Source organism: Micromonospora sp. NPDC049051 (genome assembly GCF_043197575.1).
Lineage (GTDB): Bacteria > Actinomycetota > Actinomycetes > Mycobacteriales > Micromonosporaceae > Micromonospora.
Genome location: NZ_JBICTL010000002.1, coordinates 120,599 through 145,287, shown reverse-complemented (window position 1 = coordinate 145,287; position 24,689 = coordinate 120,599). Strand labels below are relative to the sequence as shown.

The following is a 24,689-nucleotide window of genomic DNA, read 5'->3' as shown; positions in this document are numbered from 1 at the left end:
GCGCGGGTGGCTAGCGTCGGATGCGTGGAGATCACACAGGCACAGAAGCTGTGGCAGCCGCAGCCGGGCTGGCTGAACACCGCCACTTATGGGCTTCCGCCCGATCCGGCGTGGGACGCGGTGCAGGAGGCGCTGGCCGACTGGCGGGTCGGGCGCACGTCGTGGGAGGACTGGGGCAGGGCCACCGACCGGTCGCGGGCCGCCTTCGCCGGACTGGTCGGGGTACCGACCGCCGACGTCGCGGTCGGCAGCACGGTCTCCCAGTTGCTGGCCCCGGTCGCCGCCGCCCTGCCCGCGGGCGCGAGCGTCGTGGTGCCGGAGGTCGAGTTCACCTCCAACCTCTTCCCGTGGCTCGTGCAGGAGGAGCGGGGCGTGCGGGTGCGTACGGTGCCGCTGGCCGGGCTCGTCGACGCGATCGACGACGAGACCGACCTGGTCGCGTTCAGCCTGGTGCAGTCGGCCGACGGCACGATCGCCCCGTACGCCGAGATCGTCGCGGCGGCCCGGGCGCACGGCGCCCTCGTCGCGGTAGACGCCACCCAGGCGTGCGGCTGGCTGCCGTTCGACGCGGGCCTCGCCGACGCGGTCGCGGTCGGGGCGTACAAGTGGCTGATGTCGCCGCGCGGCTCCGCCTTCGCCTACCTGGCGCCCGCGCTGCGTGAGCGGATGCGCCCCGACGCCGCCGGCTGGTACGCGGCGGAGGACCCGCAAGCCTCCTACTACGGCCCGCCGCTGCGCCTGGCCGCCGACGCCCGCCGGTTCGACATCTCACCGGCCTGGTTCAGCTGGATCGGCACGGCCCCGGCCCTGGAACTGGTCGCCGAGATCGGCGTGCCGGCGGTGTACGCGCACGACGTCGCGCTGGCCAACCGGTTCCTCGCCGGGCTGGGCCGTCCGCCGGGGGAGAGCGCCATCGTCGCCGTGGAGGTGCCCGACGCGGCGCAGCGACTGGAGCGGGCCGGCGTACGGGCGGCGGTCCGTGCCGGCCGGGTGCGGGCCTCCTTCCACATCTACTCCACCGAGGCGGACGTCGACCTCGCCCTGGACGCGCTCACCGGCTGAACCGGGGCGCGTCCTCGGGCGAGGGCAGCGCCGCTCGGGATTACTTGGCGCCGGTGACGATGCCAGGGTTGATGCAGAGACCGGGGTTGCTGCCGTTGCGCTCGGCGATCTCCAGGCACCGAGACACCTTGTCGACCTTCGCGTTCGTCTCGGTGATCTGCTTCTGGATGGCGGCGTTCTTGCGGTCCTGCTCCAGGTTGCGGGTCTGCGCGAGCTTGTCCTGGAACGCCTTGATGTTGCCCTCGGTCTTGTCGTCGTGGTTGACCCGGGTGATCGTGACCGACAGGATGTCGACGTCGTTGGCGAGCCGCGTCTCCGCGCTGGTCTTGATGCTCTCGGCGAAGGGCTTCAGGTCCACGTTCAAGCTGCCGGTGTCCGAGTCGATCTTCTCCAGCGGGTTGTACGTGGCGAAGGCGTCGTTGACGGCGCTGTCGAGCTGAACGCCCACCCGCTGGCCCCGGAAGCTGTCGAAGTCGCCCTTGTAGTCCATGAACTGCTTCGGCGCGTTCTCCGGCTTGACCTGCCACTCGACGAGCACCTCGACGCAGGCGTCGGCGAGGGTGCCGGTGCGGACCCGCACGCAGTGGTCGCCGCCGATGTGGTCGTACTTCTGCCGGCCCGCGTCCCACTCGCCGACCTTGTGCCAGGGGGCGACCCACTTGAGGCCGGAGCCGGTGACCTTGCCCGTCGGCTTGTTGAAGCTGGTGACGATGCCGACCGAGCGGATCGGCACGGAGTGGGCGCTGGAACCGACGATGAACACGACCGCGCCAACGAGGGAGGCGAGCGCCGCCAGGGTGGCGGTCTGCTTGGTCGATCTGTTCCGAGCGGTCAGGGCGAGCAGGCCGGAGATCACCAGACCGACGGCGAAGATGATCGCAACAGTGAAGCCGAAGGGCATGCGCTCGGCACCTTTCGCGGGAGGGGCCCATCACCATAGGGGCACCCGTCAAGGCGCGGCGCAGGTGGGGCGTCGCGGTACCGGTAGTTGCGACCGGGCGCATCCATCCGCGGCCCTCCCGACGAACCCCCTGGTAGTGAACGTCTACCCGGGGGTACGTCTGATGCCGACAGAACCCATGCCGGTCGAGGCCGTCGAGACCGCACGCAAGCAGCTCTCGCTGGCCGCCGAGGACCTCGACGCCAACCGGGTCGCCGCGCTCGTCGTCGAGGTCGCCGGGGAGTGGGGCGCGGCGGCGCTGTGGGAGCAGGTCTGCGTGCCGATGCTGGCCGAACTGCCCGGGCGTACCGCGATCGAGGTCGCCGTCGAGCATGCCCTCGCCGAGGGGGTGCGCGTCGGCCTGGACGTGTTCCGGCGCGTACCGGGCCGGCCGCTGCCCACCGGCGGCGTACTGCTGGCCGGGGCCGAGCAGGAGACGCACTGCCTCGGCCTGCACGCGCTCGCCGCCGCGCTGCGCGAACGGTCGCGGGGCAGTCTGCTGCTCGGCCCGGCGCTGCCGTGGACGGCGCTCGCCAGCGCCACCCGCCGCGTCCGCCCGCGCATCGTCGTGGTCTGGGCCCAGACGCCGGTCACCGGGCGCGCGTACCGCCTGGTGCGGTTCGCCCGCGACTTCCCGACGATCCAGGTGTACGGCGCCGGCCCGGGTTGGATCGAGCCGCTCGCGGCACCGGCGACCCGACTGTCCACGCTGCCCGCCGCCGTCACCGCCTGCGCCGCGCCGCCGTCACCGCCTGCGCTGCGCCGCTCCTGCCTGCCCTGACGGGGACGTGGGGGCGACACCACGTCCCCGCCAGCGGACCAGGCACCATGAGCCCGTGCGACTACTTACCGCCGAGGAGTTCACCGCCACGATCGGCACACCACCGGCGCCGGTGAACGTCGACGAGTCTGCCCCGTTCGACTTCTGGTCCTACTTCGACGCCATTCCCCGTGAGGACCTCGGAGGCCACGACTTCAGCGACGAGGAAGTCACCCACGTGTGGCAGATGCCGGACAGGGCGCATCAGCACGTCCTCATCGCCTGCGACACCCCGAACGTGTTCCTGGTGCTCGTGCTCGATCTTCGGACGGCATCGGTGGCCGGGCACCACGTACTCGACCTCAACCAGATCTACGGACTCAGCCAGCCGTCCGCCCCCTGACGAACGGCCAGGGCGTCGGCTCCGGCTGCCACCGGTCCGTCGTGGCTTCGGTCGCCGTCCGGCCAGGAACCTGACGTCGAGCCCTCTCCCGGCGGCCGGCGGTGGATGTGCCGCTGGCCGGCACCCCGGGTTCGGGTGCCGGCCAGCGATCCCCCTTGTGGTGGAAGGTCTGTGTCAGCTGTTCCAGTGCTCGGCGACCAGGTCGGCGGCCATCTGCTCCCACTGGGCGTAGTGGTCCGGGTACGCCGACACCTGCACGGTCTGGGCGGCCTTGGTCAGGGGCATGTCCTGCCATCCGTCGACCTGCTTGAGGCCCTTCAGGAACGCGGTGGTGGAGTACTCGGGGTCGGTGATCTGCTCGACCGTGCCCCACCCGCTGGACGGGCGCTGCTGGAACAGGCCCTGCGAGTCGTGGTCGTTGCGGTCACCCAGGTGACCCAGGTTCTCCAGCTTCGACTCCTGCAACGCGGTCGCGATCGACACCACGGCCGCACGCTCGTCCATACCGGCCTTCTTCGTCGCCGCGATGATCGCCTTCACATTGGCCACCTGCTCGTCGGACAGGTCGACCCGCGACTGCGCGCCCTGCACACCATGCGGCACCAGCTTGCCCTTGTCGACCGACGGCTTGTCAGCCTGCACCGCCACCGGCACCGACTCCACCACCGGCGCGGCATGCGCGGCAGCCGGACCGGCGAACACGCCACCGGCAAACGCCAGACCCGCAACACCAAGAACGCTCTTACGCAGAATCGTGTTCATCACAGATGCTCCATTCGGGGGTCGACACCCACGCACCGAGGGGGATCGGCTACACGCGGGTGCAAGCACCGTCAGGCGCCCAACGAACTCTCCAGGGGAAACTCCAGCAAGAGACTGGAGGAAGATCAGATCGGTCACGCCAGCCACGGAACCGGGCTGTCTCGCGGGGCGGGGGGATGCCCTCTCGTCGACCGTGACCATGTGTAACCACGACCGGCCCGCCACCATTCCCGGGGATCCCCGCCCGCCACCTCGAATCGAGGCGGTGTGGTGGCCTCGTTCCCTCAGGCGGATGGCCCCTGCCCGCACGGAGCGGGTTGGCCCTGCTCGGTCGTACGCATGGTGTAACGACCCCGCCCCGGCCACGATTCCGCCCCCACGATGCGGCCGGTCACACCCCCGAACCGGACATCCCCGCCCGCGCAGACCCAGGGCGGCACATAACCGACCAACTCCGACCCGACACTCGCCACGGACCTGGACAGTCGACGTATCTGGGCCGAGATGATGGCCCGCCGAGATCTTGGTAGAAAACGGCCCCCTGGAGGGGCGCATTCCTACCAAGATCTCGCCAGACCAAGAACTCGGCCGGACCGGGACCGAGAGTCGCCGCGGGCGGACGCAGCAGTGGGCACCGACGGGGTGTGGCTCGCCGTACCCGGCGCAGGGATCAGGCCTGACCGCCCGGAGCCGGGCACGGCGGGCCACGCCAGGGTGCCCAGAAACCGACCGGCGCAGCGCCACCAGCCGAAAGGGACAAGCGAAAGTCGCACCCACGGAGAGGCGGAAGTGACCGCCGTCACATAAGATACGAACCGGTTCCGTATCGATAATCACCCGCCTACGCTCACACCTGATTTACGAGTCTCACCCGTATCGAAACGGGGACTGGGGGAGAACGCGGAGATGCCACCGCACGAGAACACGGGACACCCGAGGAGGTGGGCGATCCTCGGGGTGCTGGTGATCAGCCTGCTCGTGGTCGTCCTGGACAACACGATCCTCAACGTCGCGCTGCGGACACTCGCCGATCCCGTGCACGGCCTCGGCGCGAGTCAGGGCGAGCTGGAGTGGTCCATCAACTCCTACACCCTGGTCTTCGCCGGGCTGCTGTTCACCTTCGGCGTGCTCGGTGACCGCGTCGGGCGCAAGCGCTTCCTGCTGGTCGGCCTGGTGCTGTTCGGGCTGGCGTCGCTGCTGTCGGCGTACGCGCAGAGCCCGGCGCAGCTCGTCGCGGCCCGCGCGCTGATGGGCGTGGGCGGCGCGGCGATCATGCCGGTCACGCTCGCGATCATCGCCAACGTCTTCGACCCCAGGGAGCGGGGCCGGGCGATCGGCGTCTGGGCCAGCGCGGTCGGGCTGGCGGTGGCGATCGGCCCGATCCTCGGCGGCGCGCTGCTGGAGCACTACTGGTGGGGTTCGGTCTTCCTGATCAACGTGCCGGTGGTGGCGTTCGGCGTGATCCTGGTGGCGCTGCTGGTGCCCGAGTCGCGGGACCCGGACCCGGGGCACGTCGACGTCGTCGGGGTGCTGCTGTCGGTGGTCGGGCTGGTCGCGCTGACGTACGGCATCATCGACGGCGGCGAGCACGGCTTCGGCCGCCCGCTGGTCTGGGTGGCGATCGTCGGGGGCATCGCGGTGCTGGCCTGGTTCGTGGCGCACGAGCGGCGCAGCAACCACCCGTCGCTGGACGTGCGGTTGTTCCGGGTGCCCCGCTTCGCCGCGCCGGTGGCCATCGTCGGGCTCTGCTTCTTCGCCGCCATGGGCGTCATGTTCTTCACCTCGTTCTACCTGCAACTGGTACGCGGTTACAGCCCGCTGGAGACCGGCCTGCTCTTCCTGCCCCTCGCGGCGGCCCAGCTCGTCTTCGCGCCGGGCAGCGCGGCGATGGTCCGCCGGTACGGCGGCAGAGCGGTCGCGGTCGTCGGGCTGGGGCTGTCCGTGGTCGCGCTCGGTGCGTTCGCCTTGATCGATGCCGCCACTCCGATCTGGGTGGTCCTGGTGGTCTTTTTCCTCCAGGGCACCGGGATGGCCAACATCATGCCGCCGGCCACGGAGTCCATCATGTCGGCGCTGCCCCGGGAGAAGGCCGGCGTCGGATCGGCGGTCAGCAACACGGTCCGGCAGGTGGCCGGCGCCCTCGGCGTGGCGGTGATCGGCTCGGTGCTCTCGGCGGTCTACCGCGCCGACATCGAGTCCGCCCTGCGGGACCTGCCCGCCGGGGCGCGCGACACCGCTGGCGAGTCGATCTCCGGTGCGTACGCCGCGGCGAGCCAGCTCGGGCCGGCGGCGCCGGGCCTGATCGCGGTAGCCGACGACGCCTTCGTGACCGCGATGCACTGGGCGGCGGGGCTCGCCGCGGCGATCGCCGCGCTCGGCATCCTCGTGGTGCTGCGCTGGATGCCCGGCCGTTCCGCCAGCCGGGCGGGGCAGCCGGCGCCGGTGGGCGAACCCGAGTTGGCCGGGACCGCATAGCTTCGGGGACAATGTCCGACATGACTTCCAGCGCGGACGCTCCTCGGCCGCCCGGGCGGCCGAGGAGCGTCCGCGCGGACGAGGCGATCGTCGAGGCTGCCCTCGACCTGCTCGCCGAGGGCAGCACGATCGAGGCGATCTCGATCGAGGCGATCGCCGCCCGCGCCGGGGTCGGCAAGGCCACCATCTACCGCCGCTGGCCGGGCAAGGAGGCGCTGCTGCGCGACGCCCTGCGCAGACTCAAGGGCACCCCGCCCGAGCCCGCCGGCCACTCGGTGCGCGACGACCTGATCCTGCTGGTCGGCGCGGTCGGTCACCACATCGACCCGCGGGCGGCGCGGATCATGCCCTGCCTGGTGCCGGAGGTCAACCGCAGCCCCGAGCAGTACGAGCTCTACCAGAACATCATCGAGCCCCGGCGGGAGATGATGCGCGAGGTGCTGCGGCGCGGCGTACGCTCCGGCGAACTCCGCGCGGATCTCGACATCGAGACGGTCATGGCGATGCTGACCGGCCCGATGCTGGTGCAGCGAATCCTGCGCTGGCACCCCGACCTCGACGAGAAGACCCTGCCCAGGTGCATCGTCGACGGCGTCCTGGACGGCATCCGCACCCGCTGACGGACCCGCCGCGCGGCGATGCGGGCACGCCGGCGGTCAGCCAGATAGGCGGTCCGGCGCGGGGCGGCCGGTGGCCGGGCGCCGCCGGCGGGCGGTCAGGCGGTGGGCGTACGCAGGCGGTGCAGGCGCAGGGCCAGCTGCACCTCCAACGCCCGCTCCGGCTTCTGCCAGTCCGTGCCGAGCAGTTGCCCGACCCGCTCCAGCCGCTGGGTGACCGTGTTGACGTGCACGTGCAGCAGCTCGGCGGCCCGCGCCAGGCTGCCGCCGACCCCGAAGTACGCCTCCAGGGTCTTCACCAACGCCGTACCCCGCCGGGCGTCGTAGTCGACCACGGGTCCGACGGTGGCGGTCAGGAACCGGTCCACGTCCTTGTCGCCACCGTCGCCGACCGCGCCCAGCAGCAGCCCGACGAAACCCAGCTCGGCGGTGCTCGCGCCCTGCCCCGACCGGCCCAGCGCGCCCAGCGCCGTCAGGCACCGCTCCGCCTCGGCGAACGTCGCGGCCAGCGACGCCGGCCCCGTCGACGGACCGCTCGCCCCGGCGGTCACCGGTCGGCCGGTGACCCGTGACAGGTCCCGGGCGACCGCCCGGGCGCTGCCGCCCGCGTCCCGTCCGGGCAGCATCAGCACCACCCGCCCGTCGCGGGCCGCCGCCAGCCCGCCCCGCGTCGAGGCGTACGTGGTGGCCCAGGAGAGCACCCGCTGCCGGGCCGAGCCGGTCGTGGCGATCGCGTCGTCGCCGACCGCCACCAGCACGTGCGGCGCGTCCAGGTCCACGCCGAGGCGGCGGGCCCGGCTGCGCAGCGCGTCCGTGTCCCGCAGCGGCCGGGCGATCAGGTCGTCGAGCAGCTCGCCCCGGACCCGCCCCTCCGCCTCGGCGACGGTACGCCGGAACAGCAGCAGCAGGGCCGTCACCAGCGACGCCCGCTCCAGGATCCGCTGGTCGGCGTCGACGATCTCGCCGTCGGGGCGCAGCACCAGCGCGCCCATGTTCTCCGCCCCGGCCACCACGGCGGCGTACCAGAGCGGCCCCCGGCGCACGCTGCGGCCCTCCGTACGCGACGCGGCCACCGCCTCCACCATGTCCGCCCGGTCCGGCTCCTCGATCTCGCCGACCCGGGCCAGCAGCCGGCCCTCCGCGTCGAGCGCCAGCAGCGCCCCGCCGAGCACGTCCGTGACCGCCGAGGCGACGTCCTCCACCCCGCCGCCGCGCAGCACCAGCGCGGTCATCCGGTCGTGCGCGGCCGCGGCCCGCTCCACCGAGCTGCTGTGCGCGCGGATGGTGGTGTTCGCCGCCGACAGCTCGTCCAGCGCCGCCCGCGTCTCCGCGAGCAGCCGTGCGGTGTCGATCGCCACCGCCGCGTGCGCGGCGAGGGACACCAGCAGTGCCACCTCCTCCCGGACGAACGGTCTGGCCGAGCGGTTGGCCGCGTAGAGCACCCCGATCGACGTCGAGCCGAGCCGCAGCGGCACCCCGAGGATCGCCACCAGGCCCTCCTCGCGTACGCCGGCGTCGATCTCGCCGGTGTGGTGGAAGCGGTCGTCCTCCGGGTAGTTGGCGGTGACGTACGGGGCGCCCGACTGGGCCACCAGCCCGCCGAGGCCGGCGCCCATGGGCAGCCGCAACTGCTGGAAGCGGGCGGAGACCGAGCCGTCGGTGACCCGCATGTACGTGTCGCCGCGTTCCTCGTCGTCGAGGGTCATGTAGGCCACGTCCGCGCCGAGCAGGTTGCGTGCCCGGTGCACGATCGCGCGCAGCACGTCGTCCAGGTCGCGCAGCCCGGCCAGGTCGCTGACCGTGTCGTACAGCCCGGAGAGCTCGACCTCCCGGCGGCGGCGGCGCTCCAGCAGCGCGCGGACCCGCAGCGCCACCGTCCTGGCCTGCTCCAGCTCCGCGAGCCGCTCGGGCGGCACCCCGGCGGCGCGCGCGGCGACGAGCGGCCCCTCGAACTCCACCGCGGCGGCCTCGCGGGCGAGCAGCTCCAGGAAATCCACCGGTGATGACATGACCGACATTGTGCGGCTTGCCACTAGTTCGCCGTCCAGCCCCCGTCGAGGGCGATGGACGCGCCCGTGATGAACGCCGCCGGCGGCGAGCAGAGGTAGGCCACCAGCTCGGACACCTCCTCCGGCTCGATCAGCCGCTTGATGGCCGCCCGCGCCAGCATGATCTTCTCGATCACCTCGGTCTCCGGGATGCCGTGGCTGGCCGCCTGGTCGGCGATCTGGCTCTCCACCAGCGGCGTGCGCACGTACGCCGGGTTGACGCAGTTGGCGGTGACGCCGTGCGGGGCGCCCTCCAGCGCGACCACCTTCGACAGCCCCTCCAGGGCGTGCTTGGCGGAGACGTACGCCGACTTGTACGGCGAGGCGCGCAGCCCGTGCACCGAGGAGATGTTCACGATCCGCCCCCAGCCCCGGGCGTACATGTGCGGCAGCGCGCGACGGATGATCAGGAACGGCGCCTCCACCATCACGCGGTGCAGGTAGGAGAAGCGCTCCGCCGGGAAGTCCTGCACCGGCGCGACGTGTTGCAGGCCCGCGTTGTTCACCACGATGTCCACGCCGGCGTCGAGCCGGTCCACCGCGTCCGGGTCGGCCAGGTCCACGCCCTCGGCCCGACCGCCGGCCTCCGCCGCCACCGCCATGGCCGCCTCGATGTTGCGGTCCACCACCAGGACCTGGGCGCCGGCGGCGCCCAGCCGCAGCGCACAGGCCCGGCCGATGCCGCTGCCGCCCCCGGTCACCAGGGCGGTACGACCGGTGAGGTCGACGTGTACGACGTGGGGGACCGCCACGGGTTCTGCCGTCATGGCGCATGAAGTTACGAGCTGTGTGTGCGGGCGCACATGGGGCGGCGACACATACTCGACGGTCGCGGTGTGTGGCCGCCGCGCGCCCCGGCCGGCGTGTCGGCGCGCCCGGCGTGTCCCCGGCGGCGGGGTGTCGCCCGGCTCGGTAGGGTGTCGAACACACGTACTGCTGGCGGCTGGGGGAGGAGGCGGCGTGCGGGTGCTGGGCGTCGACCCGGGGCTTACCCGGTGCGGGGTCGGCGTGGTCGAGGGCGTGCCGGGGCGGCCCTGCACGCTGGTCGCCTACTACGTCGTCTACACGGACCCGGCCGACGAGCTGCCGCAGCGCCTGCTGCACCTGGACCGTTCGCTCACCGACCTGGTGGCCGAACACCGGCCCGACAGCGTCGCCGTCGAGCGGGTGTTCAGCCAGCACAACGTCCGTACGGTGATGGGCACCGCCCAGGCCAGCGGGATCGCCGTGCTCGCCGGCGCCCGCGCCGGGCTGCCCGTGCAGACCTACACGCCCAGCGAGGTGAAGGCGGCCGTGACCGGTTCCGGTCAGGCCGACAAGGCGCAGATGACCGCCATGGTCACCCGGCTGCTGCGGCTGGCCGAGCCGCCGCGGCCGGCCGACGCGGCCGACGCCCTCGCCCTGGCCATCTGTCACGTGTGGCGCGGCGGGACGCGCTCCAAGCTGGCCGCCGCGGCCGACCGGGTACGACGAGGAGGAGCCAGATGATCGCCAGCGTGCGCGGGGTGGTGACCGCGACCGGTCCGGACCACGCCGTGGTGGAGGTCGGCGGGGTGGGGCTGGCGGTGCAGTGCGCCCCGGGCACCCTCGCCGACCTGCGGGTCGGTCAGCCCGCCCGGCTGGCCACCAGCCTGGTCGTGCGCGAGGACTCGCTCACCCTCTACGGCTTCGCCGACGACGACGCCAAGCAGCTGTTCGAGCTGCTCCAGACCGCCAGCGGCGTGGGCCCCCGGCTGGCCCAGGCCGTGCTGGCAGTGCACACCCCCGACGCCGTACGCAAGGCGATCGCCAACGCCGACACGGCCGCGCTGACCCGGGTGCCCGGCATCGGCAAGAAGGGCGCGGAGCGCCTGGTCCTGGAGTTGCGCGACCGCGTCGGCCCGGTGCCGGTCGGCGCCGACGGCGCGGCCGGGGTCACCGGCGGGGCCTGGCCCGAGCAGGTCCGGCAGGCGCTGGTCGGGCTCGGCTGGACGGCCGGGCAGGCCGACCAGGCGGTGGCCGCCGTGGCGGAGACCGTCGACGGTGAGGTTCCGCCGGTGCCGGTCCTGCTCAAGCAGGCCATCCGGCTGCTGGGCCGCACCCGGTGACGGGGCCCGACGGCGGGCTCGTCTCCGCCTACGTGCACGACGCCGACCTGGACGCGGAGGCCACCGTCCGGCCGAAGCGGCTGGAGGAGTTCATCGCCCAGCACCGGGTGCGCGACCAGCTCGACCTGCTGCTGCAGGGCGCGATGCGGCGCGGCGCCCCGCCCGACCACATCCTCCTCTCGGGCCCCCCGGGCCTGGGTAAACCCGTGTCCGTCGACGCCTTGGTGCTGCTGGAGGATGGTTCTCGACGCCGTCTGGGCGACATCGTCGTCGGTGACCGGGTCATCACCCGTACCGGCGAGGGCGCGACGGTGACCGCCGTCCACGAGCAGGGTCAGTTGGACTCGGTCCGGATCCGGACGACCAGCGGCCGGGAGGTCGTCGCCGCGCCGGATCACCCGTTCTGGACCACCGAAGGGTGGACGAAGGCCGGCGACCTCACCGAGAACGACTATCTCGCCAACGTGCTTCGTCCCGACCTGGTCGCCGACGGGGCCGAGGACACCAGCGAGTACAAGCTCGCGGGCTACCTCGTCGGGGACGGCTGCACGACCAACCAGGTCACCTTCACCGGCGGTGACGAGGATGTCCTCGCCGATTTCCGCTCGACCTGTGAGCGGCTGGGCCTGGGCCACCGCACCAGGCCCAACAGCGCCCGGAGCTCGGTCATCCGTATCTCGGGCCTCCGGCCCTGGTTGACCGAGCACGGTCTGTTGGACAAGAACGCCTGGCAGAAGCGCGTGCCTGAGTTCGTCTACCGCGGTGACGCGTGGCAGGTGGCGGCGTTCCTCGGCGCCTACTTCGCCTGCGACGGAACGGTCAGCCGACGCGGCCGCGACCGCTACGACCTGGTCGTCGAATACTACAGCGTCTCGCGGGACCTGCTCGCGGATGTCCAGCACCTGCTGCTGCGCATCGGTGTCCAGTCACGTCTGAAACTCAAGCGGGGCCGCTACCAGGGCAGACCGCACGAGTCGTGGCGGCTGAGCATCACGAGTCAGGACGACGTCGCGAGGTTCGTGCAACGCGTCACGGTGATCGGCGAGCGGGGCTTGAGGCTCGCGGAGTGGGCCCCTCGACGTGACCGCTTCGAGGAGCAGCTCGCCGCCGACCGCGTCGCTTCCGTGGAGCCGGCGGGCCTGCATGAATGCCGATGCCTGACGGTCGATGGCGACCACACCTTCACCGTGAACGACCTCGTCGTCCATAACACGACCCTGGCCAACATCGTCGCCGCCGAGCTGGGCTCGGGCATCCGGGTGACCAGCGGCCCGGCGATCGAGCGCTCGGGCGACCTGGCGGCGATCCTGACCAGCCTCGCCGAGGGTGACGTGCTCTTCATCGACGAGATCCACCGGATCGCCAAGCCGGCCGAGGAGCTGCTCTACAGCGCGATGGAGGACTTCCGGGTCGACGTGATCGTCGGCAAGGGGCCGGGCGCGACGGCGATCCCGCTGGACGTCGAGCCGTTCACCCTGGTCGGCGCGACCACCCGTGCCGGCCTGCTCACCGGGCCGATGCGCGACCGGTTCGGCTTCGTGGCGCACCTCGACTTCTACTCCCCGGCCGACCTGGAGGTGCTGCTGCGCCGCTCGGCCCGCATCCTCGGGGTGCCGATCACCGACGACGGCGCCGCCGAGGTGGCCGGCCGGTCCCGGGGCACGCCCCGGATCGCCAACCGCCTGCTGCGCCGGGTCCGCGACTTCGCCGAGGTCCGGGCCGACGGCGTGGTCACCCTGGAGACGGCCCGGGCCGCCCTGACGGTGTACGACGTCGACGCGCTGGGGCTGGACCGGCTGGACCGGGCGGTGCTGACCGCGCTGGTCGACTCCTTCCGGGGCGGGCCGGTCGGCCTGTCGACGCTGGCCGTCGCGGTGGGCGAGCAGCCGGACACGGTCGAGGAGGTGTGCGAGCCGTTCCTGGTGCGGGCCGGCCTGCTGGCCCGTACGCCGCGCGGCCGGGTCGCCACCGAGGCCGCCTGGCGGCACCTGGGCCGCACGCCGCCAAATGGTACATTTGGCGCGAATGCTCCTGCGGTGCCCGATCTGTTCTCGACGGATGTAGATCATCCGTGATGTGAACGTGATCTGTGCCGCATTCGGCGTTCCCAGGTGCAGGGATTAGACTCGCGCCGGTCTGTACAGGACGTGAGAATCCGCCTCCGCTCCGGCGCGCCCGCGTCGGGCCGGAGGCCAATGGGAAGGTCTTTCACCGTGCTTTACGCAGCAGAGGGCGGCGGGGGTGCCGGCAGCCTGACGCCGATCCTCATGATCGCTCTGCTCTTCGGCGTCATGTACTTCATGATGATCCGCCCCCAGCAGAAGCGCCGCCGTGAGGCGGAAGCCATGCAGTCCGCCCTCGCCCCCGGCGACGAGGTGGTCACGATCGGCGGGCTCTACGGCACGGTCACCGGAGTGGACGACGACACCGTCCTGCTCGAGGTCGCGCCCGGTGTGCAGACCCGGTACGCCCGTCCGGCCATCGCCCGGGTGGTCAGCCAGGCGGAGCGCCCGGCCGACGAGCCGGTCACCGAGGACGCGGACGTCGTCAAGGAGTGACGATCGCTCCCGTCCCGCCCGGGTCTGGTCGCCGGCTCGCCGGTGACGACTTCGCCCGACGGGGCAGCGGAGACGACGTGAAAACTGGATAGTTGGGCCCGACGCCGGAAGCCGGCTTGTCCCGTTCCGCTCGACGCTCCCGCGCCGGGTCCCGGAGCCGGGATGTCGGCCTCCGACGCCGGCCCGTCGGAACCGCCGGCCGGACCGGCCGACACCCGCCGCCACCAGCGGCGCGACCGTACAGGGAGACAGGACAGCCGTGGCACCACCTCAGGGACAGATGCGCCCCGGACGGCAACTGGCCGTGCTCGGGCTCATTTTCGTCGTCCTCTATCTTTTGGTGTTCTTCGCGGGCGGCGCCAGCGGCGGGTGGAAGGACCGGCTCGAGCCCAAACTCGGCCTGGACCTCGTCGGCGGCACCCGGCTGACGCTCGAGGCGACCAACAGCATCGGCGGCCAGGCCCCGACGGCGGAGAACCTCGAAGAGGCCCGCCAGATCATCGAGAGCCGGGTCAACGCCTTCGGCGTCGCCGAGGCCGAGGTGGTCACCGAGGGCAACCGCAACATCGTGATCTCCCTGCCCGGTGAGAACCGCGACCTGACCGAGGTGGGCAGCGCCGCCGAGCTGCGCTTCCGCAAGGTGCTCAAGGCCGCCGACGGCAGCGGTGCGACCGCCGCCCCGGCGCCCACCGCGACCCCGGCCCCGTCCGGCAGCGCGACCCCGGCCCCGTCGGGCAGCGCGAAGCCCTCCGGCAGCGCCGCCCCGTCGGGCAGCGCCGCGGCGAAGGCGACCCCGTCGCCGAGCGGCGGTCAGGGTGGATCGGCCCCGACCCCGAGCGCGTCGGCCTCGCCCAGCGCGTCCGCCTCGCCCAGCGCCGCGGCGCCGTCGCCGAGCGCCAGCGGCGAGCCCGCCCCGCAGAGCATCGAGGAGCAGCGCAAGGCCGTCGAGCAGAAGGTCGGCGCCGCCTCCTGGGCCGCCGCGAGCGGCCTGCAGGCCCCGGCCGACCTGACCGCCGACCCGTCGCTGGCCGAGAAGCTGAAGCCGTTCGCCGCCCTGGACGCGCGTGAGGTCGCGGTGCTGCCGGCGGCGATGCAGTTCAACGTGCCGCAGATCAGCTGCGCCCAGCTCGACAAGCGCCCGCCGGCCTCGATCTCGGCCGCCGACCAGCAGGTGGTGGCCTGTGAGGACGGCGTCGCGAAGTACCTGCTCGACCAGGCGAAGGTGCTGGGCACCGACGTCAAGGGCGCCAGCGCGGTGCTGGACCAGACCAGCCAGTGGGTCGTGAGCCTCGACTTCACGGGCGACGGCCAGACCAAGTGGACCAACCTGACCCGCGAGGCGTTCAACAACGAGGGCCAGGCCTGCGACGCCAGCGCGCTCGGCCAGGACGGCAAGTGCCGCGTCGCCGTCGTGCTGGACAACGAGATCGTCTCCTCGCCCGAGATCCAGGGCGTGCTGACGGGCAACTCGCAGATCACGGGCAACTTCACCCAGAAGGACGCCAGCACGCTGGCCGGTCAGCTGCGCTACGGCGCGCTGCCGGTGACCTTCGAGGCGCAGGAGCAGCAGAACGTCACCGCCACCCTGGGTGCCAGCCACCTGCGGGCGGGTCTGCTCGCGGCGGGCATCGGCATGGCGCTGGTCATCATCTACTCGTTCTTCTACTACCGCCTGCTCGGCTCCGTCATCTTCCTGAGCCTGATCCTCTCGGCGCTGTTGGTCTTCGGCGCGCTGGTGGTGCTCGGCCGGCAGATCGGCTTCACCCTCACCCTCGCCGGCATCGCCGGCATGATCGTCTCACTCGGTGTGGCGGCGGACTCGTTCGTCATCTACTTCGAGCGGCTCAAGGACGAGATCCGCGAGGGACGCAGCCCGCGCAGCGCCGTGCCGCGCGCCTGGATCCGGGCTCGCCGCACGATCATCTCGGCCAACGCGATCACGCTGATGTCGGCCGTGGTGCTCTACGTGGTCTCGGTCGGCGCGGTGAAGGGCTTCGCCTTCGCCCTCGGCCTGGCCACGGTGCTGGACCTCGTCGTGGTCTTCCTCTTCCGACACCCGATCATGACGATGTTCGCCCGCACCTCCGCGTTCCTGTCCCCACGGGTCAGCGGTCTCGGCCGGGCGCTGCCACCCCGGACGGTCGAGTCGACCACGTCCCGCAACCCGCGCGCCAAGGAGGCCTGAGATGGCTGCCAAGAGTGGTCTCGCGAGCCGCCTCTACCGCGGTGAGGCCGGCCTCGACATCGTCGGCCGGCGCAAGCTCTGGTTCGGCGTCGCGCTCGGGCTGATCCTGCTGGCGGTGCTCAGCTTCGGGCTGCGCGGCTTCAGCCTCGGCATCGAGTTCGCCGGCGGCAACTCGTTCCAGATCCCGGCCAGCGTCGGCACGCTGGAGCAGACCGAGGCGAAGGTGGAAGAGGCGCTCGGCACGGCCGGCGACGGTGCCCACGTGGTCACCACGCAGAAGGTCGGCGGCACCGGCGGCGACTTCTACGAGGTGCGCACCACCCAGCTCGACACCGAGCAGGCCAACGCCGTCAAGGCCGAGATCGCCGAGGAGTTCGGCATCGACGCGGCCACCATCAGCGGCAACCAGGTCAGCGAGGCGTGGGGCAGCCAGGTCACGTCCCGGGCGCTGCTCGGTCTGGTCATCTTCATCGCGGTGGTGATGATCTACCTGGTTCTGCGCTTCGAGTGGCGGATGGCGGTCGCGGCCGTCTCCTCGCTGATCATGAACCTGATCCTCACCGCCGGCATCTACTCGCTGGTCGGCTTCGAGGTCACCCCGTCGACGGTCATCGGCTTCCTCACCATCCTGGGCTTCGCGCTCTACGACGTGGTGGTGGTCTTCGACAAGGTGCAGGAGAACACCCGCGGCATCACCGCGAACAACAACCAGACGTACGGCGAGGCGGCCAACCTGGCGATCAACCAGAGCCTCATGCGGTCGCTGAACACGTCGGTGGTCGCGCTGCTGCCGGTCGGTGGTCTGCTCTTCATCGGCGCCGGCCTGCTCGGCGCGGGCACGCTGAAGGACCTCGGCCTGGTGCTCTTCGTCGGTATGGCGGTGGCGTTCCTGACCTCGATCCTGCTGGCCACGCCGCTGCTGGTGCTGCTCAAGAACTACGAGCCGCGCATCCAGGCGCACAACAAGCGCGTGCTGGCCCGCCGGGGCGCTGTCGCCCGGGGCGAGGTCACCCCGAAGGGCGCCGCTCCCCGGAGCGACGAGTCCGACGACGAGCCGGTCGACGCGGAGTCGGCCGCGCTGGCCGGCGCCGCGCCCCGGGTGGGTGCCCGACCGGCCGGAAAGCGGCCGACCGGGGCCCGGGGCGGCCGACCGGCCGGCGGCGGTGGCAACCGGCCGGGTGGCGGCAAGCGGCGCTGAGCCGGGCCGGGCAGACCCGGTAGGAACCGATCCGACGGCGTCCTTCATGCTGTGCGAGCAGCATGCAGGACGCCGTCGTCGTGAAGGGAAGCGGAACTGCCGTGACGGAGACCCACAGCACCGTGGCACGGGGAGACAGCGGCCCGGACACCGCCGCGCTGGTCGCGAGCCGGGTGCTCGACGTGCCCGACTTCCCGAAGCCCGGTGTCCTGTTCAAGGACCTGATGCCGCTGTTCGCCGACGGCGACGTCTTCCGCGAGGTGATCGACGGGATCGTCGCGTACCACGGGCGGGGCTCGTTCGACGTGGTCGTCGGCATCGAGGCGCGCGGGTTCGTGGTCGCGGCGGCCATCGCGTACGCGACCGGGGTCGGCGTGGTGCCGGTGCGCAAGGCCGGCAAGCTGCCCCGAGCGGCCCACTCGGCCTCCTACGCGCTGGAGTACGGCGAGGCCACGCTGGAGGTGCACGAGGACGCCTTCACGGCCGGGCGTCGGGTGCTGGTGGTCGACGACGTGCTGGCCACCGGCGGCACCGCCGAGGCGACGCTGGGCCTGGTGGAGCGGGCCGGCGGCAGCGTGGCCGGCTTCACAGTCCTGCTGGAGCTCGCGTTCCTCGGCGGCCGGGAGCGGCTGGCCCCGCGCCCGGTGCATGCCCTGCTGACCGTTTGACCCGGCCGACCGTCGGGCGGACCCGGTGCGGACCGTCCGGCGGAGCGGCGGGGCACCGTGCGTGCGGGTAGCATTGCCCTTTGCTGACCGGGCGGGACCCGTCCGGGCGGCGCGAGACCAGGCCGGCCGGCGCACGGTCGGTGTTTTCCCGGCGAGCGGTGAGGAGGCCGGTGTCCCACGATGTCGCCCCTCCGGTGGAGGGCACGGTGTACCCGACAGGCGACGCGGACGGCTCGGTGACCGCACCAGGTGACGCACAGGCCCCGGAGACGGGCCCCGGCGCGACCGGCACGGCCGAGTCCGTACGCCCCGACACGCCGGCCACGACGGCCGAGGGGGTCGTGCTTCCGTTCCCGTCCGACGGCGTCGGCGACCCCGTCCCGAGCGCCGGTTTCGCGCTCTCCACCGCGCCCACCGGCCGCAGGGTCCGGGCGCGGCTGGCGCGGTTCAACGCACCGTGGCAGTCCTCGCAGGTCAGCGAGGTGCTGGAGCCGCTGATCTCGACCCACCGGGACGCCCACCCCAAGGCGGACGCGCGGCTGTTGCAGCGCGCCTTCGACACGGCGGCCCGCTGGCACTCCGGGCAGTACCGCAAGTCCGGCGACCCCTACATCACCCACCCGCTCGCGGTGGCCACGATCCTGGCCAACCTGGGCATGGACACCACCACCCTGATCGCCGCGCTGCTGCACGACACCATCGAGGACACCGAATACACCCTCGACCAGATGCGCGCCGACTTCGGCGGCGAGGTGGCGCTGCTGGTCGACGGGGTGACCAAGCTCGACAAGGTCAAGCTGGGCGACGCGGCCAAGGCCGAGACGATCCGCAAGATGGTCGTCGCGATGGCCAAGGACCCGCGGGTGCTGGTGATCAAGCTGGCCGACCGGCTGCACAACATGCGTACCCTCACCTTCCTGCCCCGCCCCAAGCAGGAGCAGAAGGCGAAGGAGACGCTGGAGATCCTGGCCCCGCTGGCCCACCGGCTGGGTATGAACACGATCAAGTGGGAGCTGGAGGACCTGGCCTTCGGCACGCTCTTCCCGAAGCGCTACGAGGAGATCAACCGCCTCATCGGGGAGCACCAGCCGCAGCGGGAGGCGCTGCTGCGCCAGGTGACGCAGAAGGTGCAGACCGACCTGAAGGCCGCCAAGATCAAGGCGGAGACCACCGGGCGGCCGAAGCACCTCTACTCGATCTACCAGAAGATGATCGTCCGAGGCCGCGACTTCAACGACATCTACGACCTGGTCGGGGTGCGGATCCTGGTCGACACGGTGCGGGACTGCTACGCGGCGCTGGGCGTCATCCACGCCAACTGGCAGCCGGTGCCGGGCCGGTTCAAGGACTACATCGCGATGCCCAAGTTCAACATGTACCAGTCGTTGCACACGACGGTCATCGGGCCCACCGGCAAGCCGGTGGAGATGCAGATCCGCACGTACGCCATGCACCGCACCGCCGAGTTCGGCATCGCCGCGCACTGGAAGTACAAGGAGCACAAGGGCACCCAGATCGTCGGCCCGCCCGCGCACATCGACGAGATGACCTGGCTGCGTCAGCTGCTGGACTGGCAGCGGGAGGCGGCCGACCCGAGCGAGTTCCTCGACGCGCTGCGCTTCGACCTGTCCAGCCAGGAGGTGTACGTCTTCACCCCGAAGGGTGACGTCATCCCACTGCCGACGGGGTCGACGCCGGTGGACTTCGCGTACGCGGTGCACACCGAGGTCGGGCACAAGTGCATCGGGGCGCGGGTCAACGGCAAGCTGGTGCCCCTCGAATCGACGCTGTCCAACGGCGACGTGATCGAGATCTTCACCTCGAAGTCCGACACGGCCGGGCCGACGCAGGACTGGCTGGGCTTCGTCAAGAGCCCGCGGGCGCGGACGAAGATCCGGCAGTACTTCAACAAGGAGCGGCGCGAGGAGGCGATCGAGGCCGGCAAGGACGCGATCGTCAAGGCGATGCGCAAGCAGGGCATGCCGTTGCAGCGGATGCTCACCTCCGACGCGCTGATGGCGATCGCCCGGGACCTGCACCTGGCCGACGTGGCCTCCCTCTACGCCGCCGTCGGCGACAGCCAGGTCTCCGCCCAGTCGGTGGTGCAGAAGCTGATGGCCGCGTACGGCGGCGAGGAGGGCGCGGCGGAGGACATCGCCGAGACCGCCGTCGCCACCCGGCCCCCGCGCAGCCGGCAGAGCAGCGCCGACCCCGGCGTGGTCGTACGCGGGGTCAGCGACGTGTGGATCAAGCTGGCCCGCTGCTGCACGCCGGTGCCGCCGGACTCGGTCTTCGGCTTCGTCACGCGTTCCGGCGGGGTCAGCGTGCACCGCGACGACTGCGCCAACGCCGAGGACCTGCGGGCGCAGGCCGAGCGGGTGGTCGAGGTGAGTTGGAAGCTCACCTCGGCGTCGACGTTCCTGGTCGCCATCCAGGTCGAGGCGCTGGACCGGCACAAGCTGCTCGCCGACGTGACGCGGGTGCTCTCCGAGGAGCGGGTGAACATCCTCTCCGCGACGGTCACCACCACCCGCGACCGGGTGGCGGTGAGCCGGTTCAGCTTCGAGATGGCCGACCCGAAGCACCTGGGCCACCTGCTGGCGGCGGTACGCAAGGTCGACGGCGTCTTCGACGCCTACCGCGTCACCTCCGGCGCCTGAACCTTGGTTCTGTTGCATCGATGGTTGCCGCGGGGTTGAAGGTGATTTCGGGCGGCCGGTCGTGGTCGACGGCGCCCTACCACGGCAACCCCTTGCGCAATCGTGGCCACCGTAGCGAGATCGCGATCAGCGGTATCGGCATATGCCAATCCGTGATAGCTTGATTTCGGGGAGTGATCCTCAGAGCGGGGGCGCTGGACCCTGCGAAATCCAGTCTGCGCGAGAAAGGTGATTCAATGCGAAGAGGAGTCAAGCGAGCTCTCGTTGCTTCAGTTGCGATGGGGCTCACCACACTGGCTCTGCCCAGCACGCCGGCATTCGCCATCTCGGCTGTGCCGTGCACTAGTTCGACCGTGCAAATCACCAACGCTCTCAACATCACCACATGCTTCTCGGGCCTCGGGACTACTACCTTCACCACCAACGTCGTAGTGTTCAAATCCGGGGCCAACGATGCTTCGGTGCAGTTCGCGGACGGGTCTGCTACGCTTCTCATGCCGGGTCAAACTGCACAGTGGCCGCTTCCCGGGAAGAATTCCCGGTCTGTCTCGATTTTTTAGTCAGACATGATTCGCCGGCTCGTCAATGAGACGGGTTTCCAGCGACCACGCCGGTAGCTGAAGCCGCTCCAAACGAGATTCAGCGATACCCGCGCAAGAAGCCCTGAACGCCGTAGCGGCAGTTCAGGGTTTCTTGTGTTTCCTTTGGATTGGTCGTCGTCTAGGTACAGGCAGCATCGGGGCGCACCGAACGGCCGCCCCGATGCTGGAGTTGCTTGTCTCAGGAGGAAGACACCGTCAGATCCTTGATCTCGATGTCGTTCTTCGGGTGGCCCCACCAGGGTTCGGACCGAACGCGCCGTCGTGGCCAGCCTCGGTGGCCTTCTTCACGACCTCGATGCTCGCGTCGTCCATCTTGCCGAGGACCGTGTAGTTCGGTTCGAGCTGGACGTCCTGGTAGATGAGGAAGAACTGGCTGCCGTTGGTGTCCGGGCCGCTGTCGGCTAACGCGACCACGCCGGCCGGGTACGCCGGTCGGTCGTCGGTTGGCAGGTACTCGTTGGCGTTACCTATACGATGGGCCGCCGGTGCCGTCGGTCTCGCGGTAGCCCTTGCCCTTGGCGCTCGCCTGACCCCGCCCGATCCTTCGCCCAACGGTTCGCCCCGGCCCGGCACCGACCGAGCCGGGGCGCACCGCTCTGCCGCCCATGCCGCCCTCCCACGAGCCCCGCCCCGCCACCCTGCACCTACCGCCCTACACCCACCAACCCACCCTCGTCGTCCCGGCGATCATGGGGTTGGCGGCAGCCAGGTAGATCGAAATCGCCGCCAACCTCATGATCGCCGAGAGCGGGGCCGGAGGGGCGGGCCGGGGTGGGTGGGCCGGGGTGGGACAGGGGAGCGCCCGCCGGCGGGGCCGGCGGGCGCTCGTCGTACGACAGGGTGTGGGTCAGCCCTGGGGGGCGCTCATGGTGAGCGTCTTGATCGTGACTTCCTTCTTCGGGTGGCCACCGCCGGCCTGCTGCGCGAACGCCTTGTCGTCGCCCGCCGCCGCGACCTGCTTCACGAGGTCCATGCCGCCGGTGATGGTGCCCAGGACGGTGTAGTTCGGGTCCAGCGGCGAGTCGCCGTAGACGATGAAGAACTGGCTGCCCGTGCTGCCCGGCTCGCTCGACTTGGCCATCGCGATGACGCCCTCCGGGTACGGGGGCCGCTTGTCGGTGGGCAGGTTCTCCTCGGCGAGCCGGTAGCTCGGGCCGCCGGTGCCGTCGGTCTCCCGCCAGCCCTTGCCGGTCGCGCTCGGGTCACCGCACTGGAGCACCTTGATGCCCTCGGTCACCAGCCGGTGGCACTTGCTGTTGTCGAAGAACTTCTTCTCCGCCAGGTGGGTGAAGCTGCCCGCGGTGCAGGGCACCGCCGACCGGTCGATCGTGGCGGTGATCGGGCCCAGGTTGGTGTCGATCGTCATCGTCTGGGTGCCCGTGGCCGACTGCTGCACGGCCGGCAGCCCGACGTCCTTGATCTGCTTGGTCCGCTGGTCGGTGGGGATCTCGGTCCAGGCGCACTGCACGTTGCCGGCGCCCGGGCCGGCGGTGTCGGTCTTGTCGTCGTCGCCGCCGAGGGTGGTGACGAGCCAGACCGTGCCGGCGACGACGAGGACCAGGACGGAAGCGGCCCCCACGATCGTCTGGGTCTGCCGGCGCTTGCGGGCCCTGGCCGCGCGCTCGGCCATCTCCTTCTCGAGCCGGGCGCGCGCCGCCGCGCGCTGCCGCTCTCTGGTGGACGTCACGCCTGGATCCTCCTGGGCTGTCTGTGCGCGGTCGGTGCCGCTGAGGTGGGTGGGGCGGCCGGGTCAGCCGGCGCTCGGGCTGGCCGCCGGAGTGCCCGAAGCGGACGGCGCGGGCGCCGGGGTCGCCTGCGCCACGGGCTCACCGACGGTCAGGCTCTGCACGACCACGGCGTCGTCCTTGGGCTTGACCTTGGCCCCCGTCCCATTGTCCACGGTCGGCGTGGCACCGATCTTCGCCACCACGTCGATCCCGCCGGTGACCCGGCCGATGACCGGGTACTTCGGGTCGGCCGTGGTGAAGTCCTTGAAGAACATCAGGAACTGGCTGCCGTTGACGCCCGGCGGGTTGGCGATCATCGCGACCGTGCCCTTCGGGTAGGTCGCGGGCTGCCCGGCCGCGGGGCTGGCCGACGGTGACGGCGCCGTGGGGACGTTCTCGTCGTAGAACGAGTAGGTGGGGCCGCCGAGCCCGGTGCCGCTCGGGTCGCCGCAGCGCACCGCGCCCTCGGCGGTGATCTCGTGGCACTTGGTGTTGTCGTAGAACGACCGGCTGGCGAGGTGGGCGATGCTCGCCGCCGCGCAGGGGGCGCCGGCCAGGTCCAGCTCGACGGTGATCGGCGCACCCTGGTTGGTGGTGATCGTCATCGGGCGTACGCCGTCGGTCGGCAGGTCCTTGGTGGCCGGGGTGCCGACGTCCTTGAGGTTGGTGTTCGCGGTGGCGTCCTGGGGCGTCCACAGGCAGACGTCCTCGGCGGCCGTGTTCTCCTTCGGCTCGTCGTCGAAGGCACCGAGCGCCCACGCCGAGCCGGCCACGATCAGCATGAGGACGACGGCGACGCCGACGCCGGCCTGGATCTGCCGACGACGTCTGGCGGCGGCGGCCCGGCGGGCGAGCTGCCGGTCGAGCTTGGCGCGCGCCAGTTTGCGCTGCCGGTCCCTGCTGGAAGCCACCCGTGCTCCCCTTCCTCTACCCTGGTCGTCACCGGTGGTCGGGCGTCCCGCGCCCGTTCGATGGCGGTGCGCCACGCCACACGCCCGCCAGAGTGTACGGCTACCGGCTGGGAAAGTGGTGTACGAGGTCCGGGCTGTGTTATCGGAACGAGTCACTGTGCCCGCGCCGGGGCCGGCCGGGGCGCGGGCGGTGTGCCTCGTGGGACGGCTGGGACGGACGCGCGGAACCGGGTCGCGCCGCCCGATAGGCTGGCGACAGAGGACAGGATCGACGGAAGGGGAGCGGACGTGCTCGTGGCCGGCTTTCCCGCGGACGCCTTCGGCACCAACTGCTACGTGGTCGCCGCCGCGCCGGGGGAGCAGTGCGTGGTGGTCGACCCCGGCATCGGGGTGCTCGACCGGCTCGACGCCCTGCTGGCCGAGCACCGGCTGCACCCGGCCGCCGTCCTGCTCACCCACGGCCACCTCGACCACACGTTCTCGGTCGCGCCGGTCTGCGGCGCGCGCGGCATCACCGCGTACGTGCACCCCGGCGACCGGGAGATGCTCGCCGACCCGGCCAAGGGGCTGTCGGCGGACCTCAGCGCGCTCTTCGGCGGGCGGCTGCCGTACACCGAGCCGGAGGACGTGGCCGAGCTGACCGACGGCGCCACGCTCGCCCTCGCCGGGCTGGAGATCACCGTCGACCATGCTCCGGGCCATACCGGCGGGTCGGTGCTGTTCCGGCTGCCGGCCGCCGGCTCGCCGTGGGAGGCGGATCAGCTCTGCCTCTCCGGTGACGTCCTGTTCGCCGGCTCGATCGGCCGCACCGACCTGCCGGGCGGCAGCATGACGAGGATGGTCAACAGCCTCCGGGACAAGATCCTCCCGCTGGCCGACGACACCGTCGTACTGCCCGGCCACGGCCCCGCGACCACCATCGGCCGCGAGCGCGCGACCAACCCGTACCTCGTCGAGGTGGCGGGTGGCGGCGCGCGACCGGCGGCCCCCGCCCGCGGCCTCTGACCGGCCCGCGCCGGCCCCGAC

Annotated in this window: 21 protein-coding genes and 1 pseudogene; 15 read left to right on the top strand and 7 right to left on the bottom strand. The window is 71.7% G+C overall.

Annotation, left to right across the window (positions count from 1 at the left end; all coding sequences use genetic code 11):
* Positions 1-24 precede the first annotated feature (24 nt).
* Positions 25-1,062 (top strand): aminotransferase class V-fold PLP-dependent enzyme, encoded by a 1,038-nt coding sequence (locus ACGFIR_RS07945; protein ID WP_393143867.1) that lies wholly within the window; start codon positions 25-27, stop codon positions 1,060-1,062.
* A gap of 40 nt (positions 1,063-1,102) precedes the next feature.
* Here ACGFIR_RS07945 and ACGFIR_RS07940 read toward each other — a convergent pair whose 3' ends face one another.
* Positions 1,103-1,963 (bottom strand): SPFH domain-containing protein, encoded by an 861-nt coding sequence (locus ACGFIR_RS07940; protein ID WP_393005821.1) that lies wholly within the window; start codon positions 1,961-1,963, stop codon positions 1,103-1,105.
* A gap of 163 nt (positions 1,964-2,126) precedes the next feature.
* Between ACGFIR_RS07940 and ACGFIR_RS07935 the strand changes: the two genes are divergently transcribed.
* Positions 2,127-2,783 (top strand): transcriptional regulator, encoded by a 657-nt coding sequence (locus ACGFIR_RS07935; protein WP_393143865.1) that lies wholly within the window; start codon positions 2,127-2,129, stop codon positions 2,781-2,783.
* Between the two features lie 55 nt (positions 2,784-2,838).
* Positions 2,839-3,165 (top strand): hypothetical protein, encoded by a 327-nt coding sequence (locus ACGFIR_RS07930; protein WP_393005817.1) that lies wholly within the window; start codon positions 2,839-2,841, stop codon positions 3,163-3,165.
* Positions 3,166-3,339: 174 nt separating this feature from the next.
* On the opposite strand, the gene ACGFIR_RS07925 is transcribed toward ACGFIR_RS07930, so the two are convergent.
* The gene (locus tag ACGFIR_RS07925; protein ID WP_393003612.1) at positions 3,340-3,927 is read right to left on the bottom strand and encodes a hypothetical protein; all 588 of its coding nucleotides are present in this window, start codon (positions 3,925-3,927) and stop codon (positions 3,340-3,342) included.
* A 906-nt stretch (positions 3,928-4,833) separates the two neighbouring features.
* On the opposite strand from ACGFIR_RS07925, the gene ACGFIR_RS07920 reads away from it, so the two are divergent.
* Positions 4,834-6,402 carry an MFS transporter gene (locus ACGFIR_RS07920; protein ID WP_393143863.1) on the top strand — a complete coding sequence of 523 codons (1,569 nt, stop codon included), beginning with the start codon at positions 4,834-4,836 and terminating at the stop codon, positions 6,400-6,402.
* 11 nt (positions 6,403-6,413) lie between these two features.
* Positions 6,414-7,022 carry a TetR/AcrR family transcriptional regulator gene (locus ACGFIR_RS07915; protein ID WP_393005813.1) on the top strand — a complete coding sequence of 203 codons (609 nt, stop codon included), beginning with the start codon at positions 6,414-6,416 and terminating at the stop codon, positions 7,020-7,022.
* 95 nt (positions 7,023-7,117) lie between these two features.
* On the opposite strand, the gene ACGFIR_RS07910 is transcribed toward ACGFIR_RS07915, so the two are convergent.
* Together ACGFIR_RS07910 and ACGFIR_RS07905 are read right to left on the bottom strand one after the other, a co-directional pair.
* On the bottom strand, positions 7,118-9,037 hold the full coding sequence (locus tag ACGFIR_RS07910) for a helix-turn-helix domain-containing protein (protein WP_393143861.1): 1,920 nt from the start codon (positions 9,035-9,037) through the stop codon (positions 7,118-7,120).
* Between the two features lie 14 nt (positions 9,038-9,051).
* The gene (locus ACGFIR_RS07905; protein ID WP_393005809.1) at positions 9,052-9,834 is read right to left on the bottom strand and encodes a 3-hydroxybutyrate dehydrogenase; all 783 of its coding nucleotides are present in this window, start codon (positions 9,832-9,834) and stop codon (positions 9,052-9,054) included.
* 193 nt (positions 9,835-10,027) lie between these two features.
* On the opposite strand from ACGFIR_RS07905, the gene ruvC reads away from it, so the two are divergent.
* From ruvC to ACGFIR_RS07860, 9 genes and pseudogenes are all read left to right on the top strand, one after another.
* Positions 10,028-10,555 (top strand): crossover junction endodeoxyribonuclease RuvC, encoded by a 528-nt coding sequence (gene ruvC / locus ACGFIR_RS07900; protein ID WP_393143859.1) that lies wholly within the window; start codon positions 10,028-10,030, stop codon positions 10,553-10,555.
* Positions 10,552-11,154 (top strand): Holliday junction branch migration protein RuvA, encoded by a 603-nt coding sequence (ruvA, locus tag ACGFIR_RS07895; protein ID WP_393005805.1) that lies wholly within the window; start codon positions 10,552-10,554, stop codon positions 11,152-11,154. Before ruvC ends, ruvA begins: the two co-directional genes overlap by 4 nt.
* Positions 11,151-11,367 (top strand): annotated as a pseudogene (locus tag ACGFIR_RS07890) (Holliday junction branch migration DNA helicase RuvB); the annotation flags it as partial. The gene ruvA and the pseudogene ACGFIR_RS07890, both read left to right, overlap by 4 nt.
* Positions 11,361-13,229: a Holliday junction branch migration DNA helicase RuvB gene (ruvB, locus tag ACGFIR_RS07885; protein WP_393144692.1), complete on the top strand. Its 1,869-nt coding sequence runs from the start codon at positions 11,361-11,363 to the stop codon at positions 13,227-13,229. The pseudogene ACGFIR_RS07890 and the gene ruvB, both read left to right, overlap by 7 nt.
* Positions 13,230-13,367: 138 nt before the next feature.
* Complete coding sequence (yajC, locus tag ACGFIR_RS07880) at positions 13,368-13,712, top strand: preprotein translocase subunit YajC (protein ID WP_393005803.1); 345 nt, start codon at positions 13,368-13,370, stop codon at positions 13,710-13,712.
* 259 nt (positions 13,713-13,971) lie between these two features.
* Positions 13,972-15,897 carry a protein translocase subunit SecD gene (gene secD, locus ACGFIR_RS07875; protein WP_393143857.1) on the top strand — a complete coding sequence of 642 codons (1,926 nt, stop codon included), beginning with the start codon at positions 13,972-13,974 and terminating at the stop codon, positions 15,895-15,897.
* A gap of 1 nt (position 15,898) precedes the next feature.
* Complete coding sequence (gene secF, locus ACGFIR_RS07870) at positions 15,899-17,095, top strand: protein translocase subunit SecF (protein ID WP_393005799.1); 1,197 nt, start codon at positions 15,899-15,901, stop codon at positions 17,093-17,095.
* A gap of 101 nt (positions 17,096-17,196) precedes the next feature.
* On the top strand, positions 17,197-17,763 hold the full coding sequence (locus tag ACGFIR_RS07865; protein ID WP_393005797.1) for an adenine phosphoribosyltransferase: 567 nt from the start codon (positions 17,197-17,199) through the stop codon (positions 17,761-17,763).
* Positions 17,764-17,933: 170 nt separating this feature from the next.
* Entirely contained in the window at positions 17,934-20,423 is a 2,490-nt protein-coding gene (locus ACGFIR_RS07860) for a RelA/SpoT family protein (protein WP_393005796.1), read from the top strand.
* 797 nt (positions 20,424-21,220) lie between these two features.
* Here ACGFIR_RS07860 and ACGFIR_RS07855 read toward each other — a convergent pair.
* The 3 genes from ACGFIR_RS07855 to ACGFIR_RS07845 form a co-directional block, all read right to left on the bottom strand.
* The gene (locus ACGFIR_RS07855; RefSeq protein WP_393143855.1) at positions 21,221-21,598 is read right to left on the bottom strand and encodes a peptidylprolyl isomerase; all 378 of its coding nucleotides are present in this window, start codon (positions 21,596-21,598) and stop codon (positions 21,221-21,223) included.
* Between the two features lie 274 nt (positions 21,599-21,872).
* Positions 21,873-22,655 (bottom strand): peptidylprolyl isomerase, encoded by a 783-nt coding sequence (locus ACGFIR_RS07850; RefSeq protein ID WP_393144690.1) that lies wholly within the window; start codon positions 22,653-22,655, stop codon positions 21,873-21,875.
* 120 nt (positions 22,656-22,775) lie between these two features.
* Positions 22,776-23,663, bottom strand: a complete 888-nt coding sequence (locus ACGFIR_RS07845) for a peptidylprolyl isomerase (protein WP_393005792.1) — start codon at positions 23,661-23,663, stop codon at positions 22,776-22,778.
* A 288-nt stretch (positions 23,664-23,951) separates the two neighbouring features.
* On the opposite strand from ACGFIR_RS07845, the gene ACGFIR_RS07840 reads away from it, so the two are divergent.
* Complete coding sequence (locus ACGFIR_RS07840; protein ID WP_393005790.1) at positions 23,952-24,668, top strand: MBL fold metallo-hydrolase; 717 nt, start codon at positions 23,952-23,954, stop codon at positions 24,666-24,668.
* Positions 24,669-24,689: the final 21 nt, after the last annotated feature.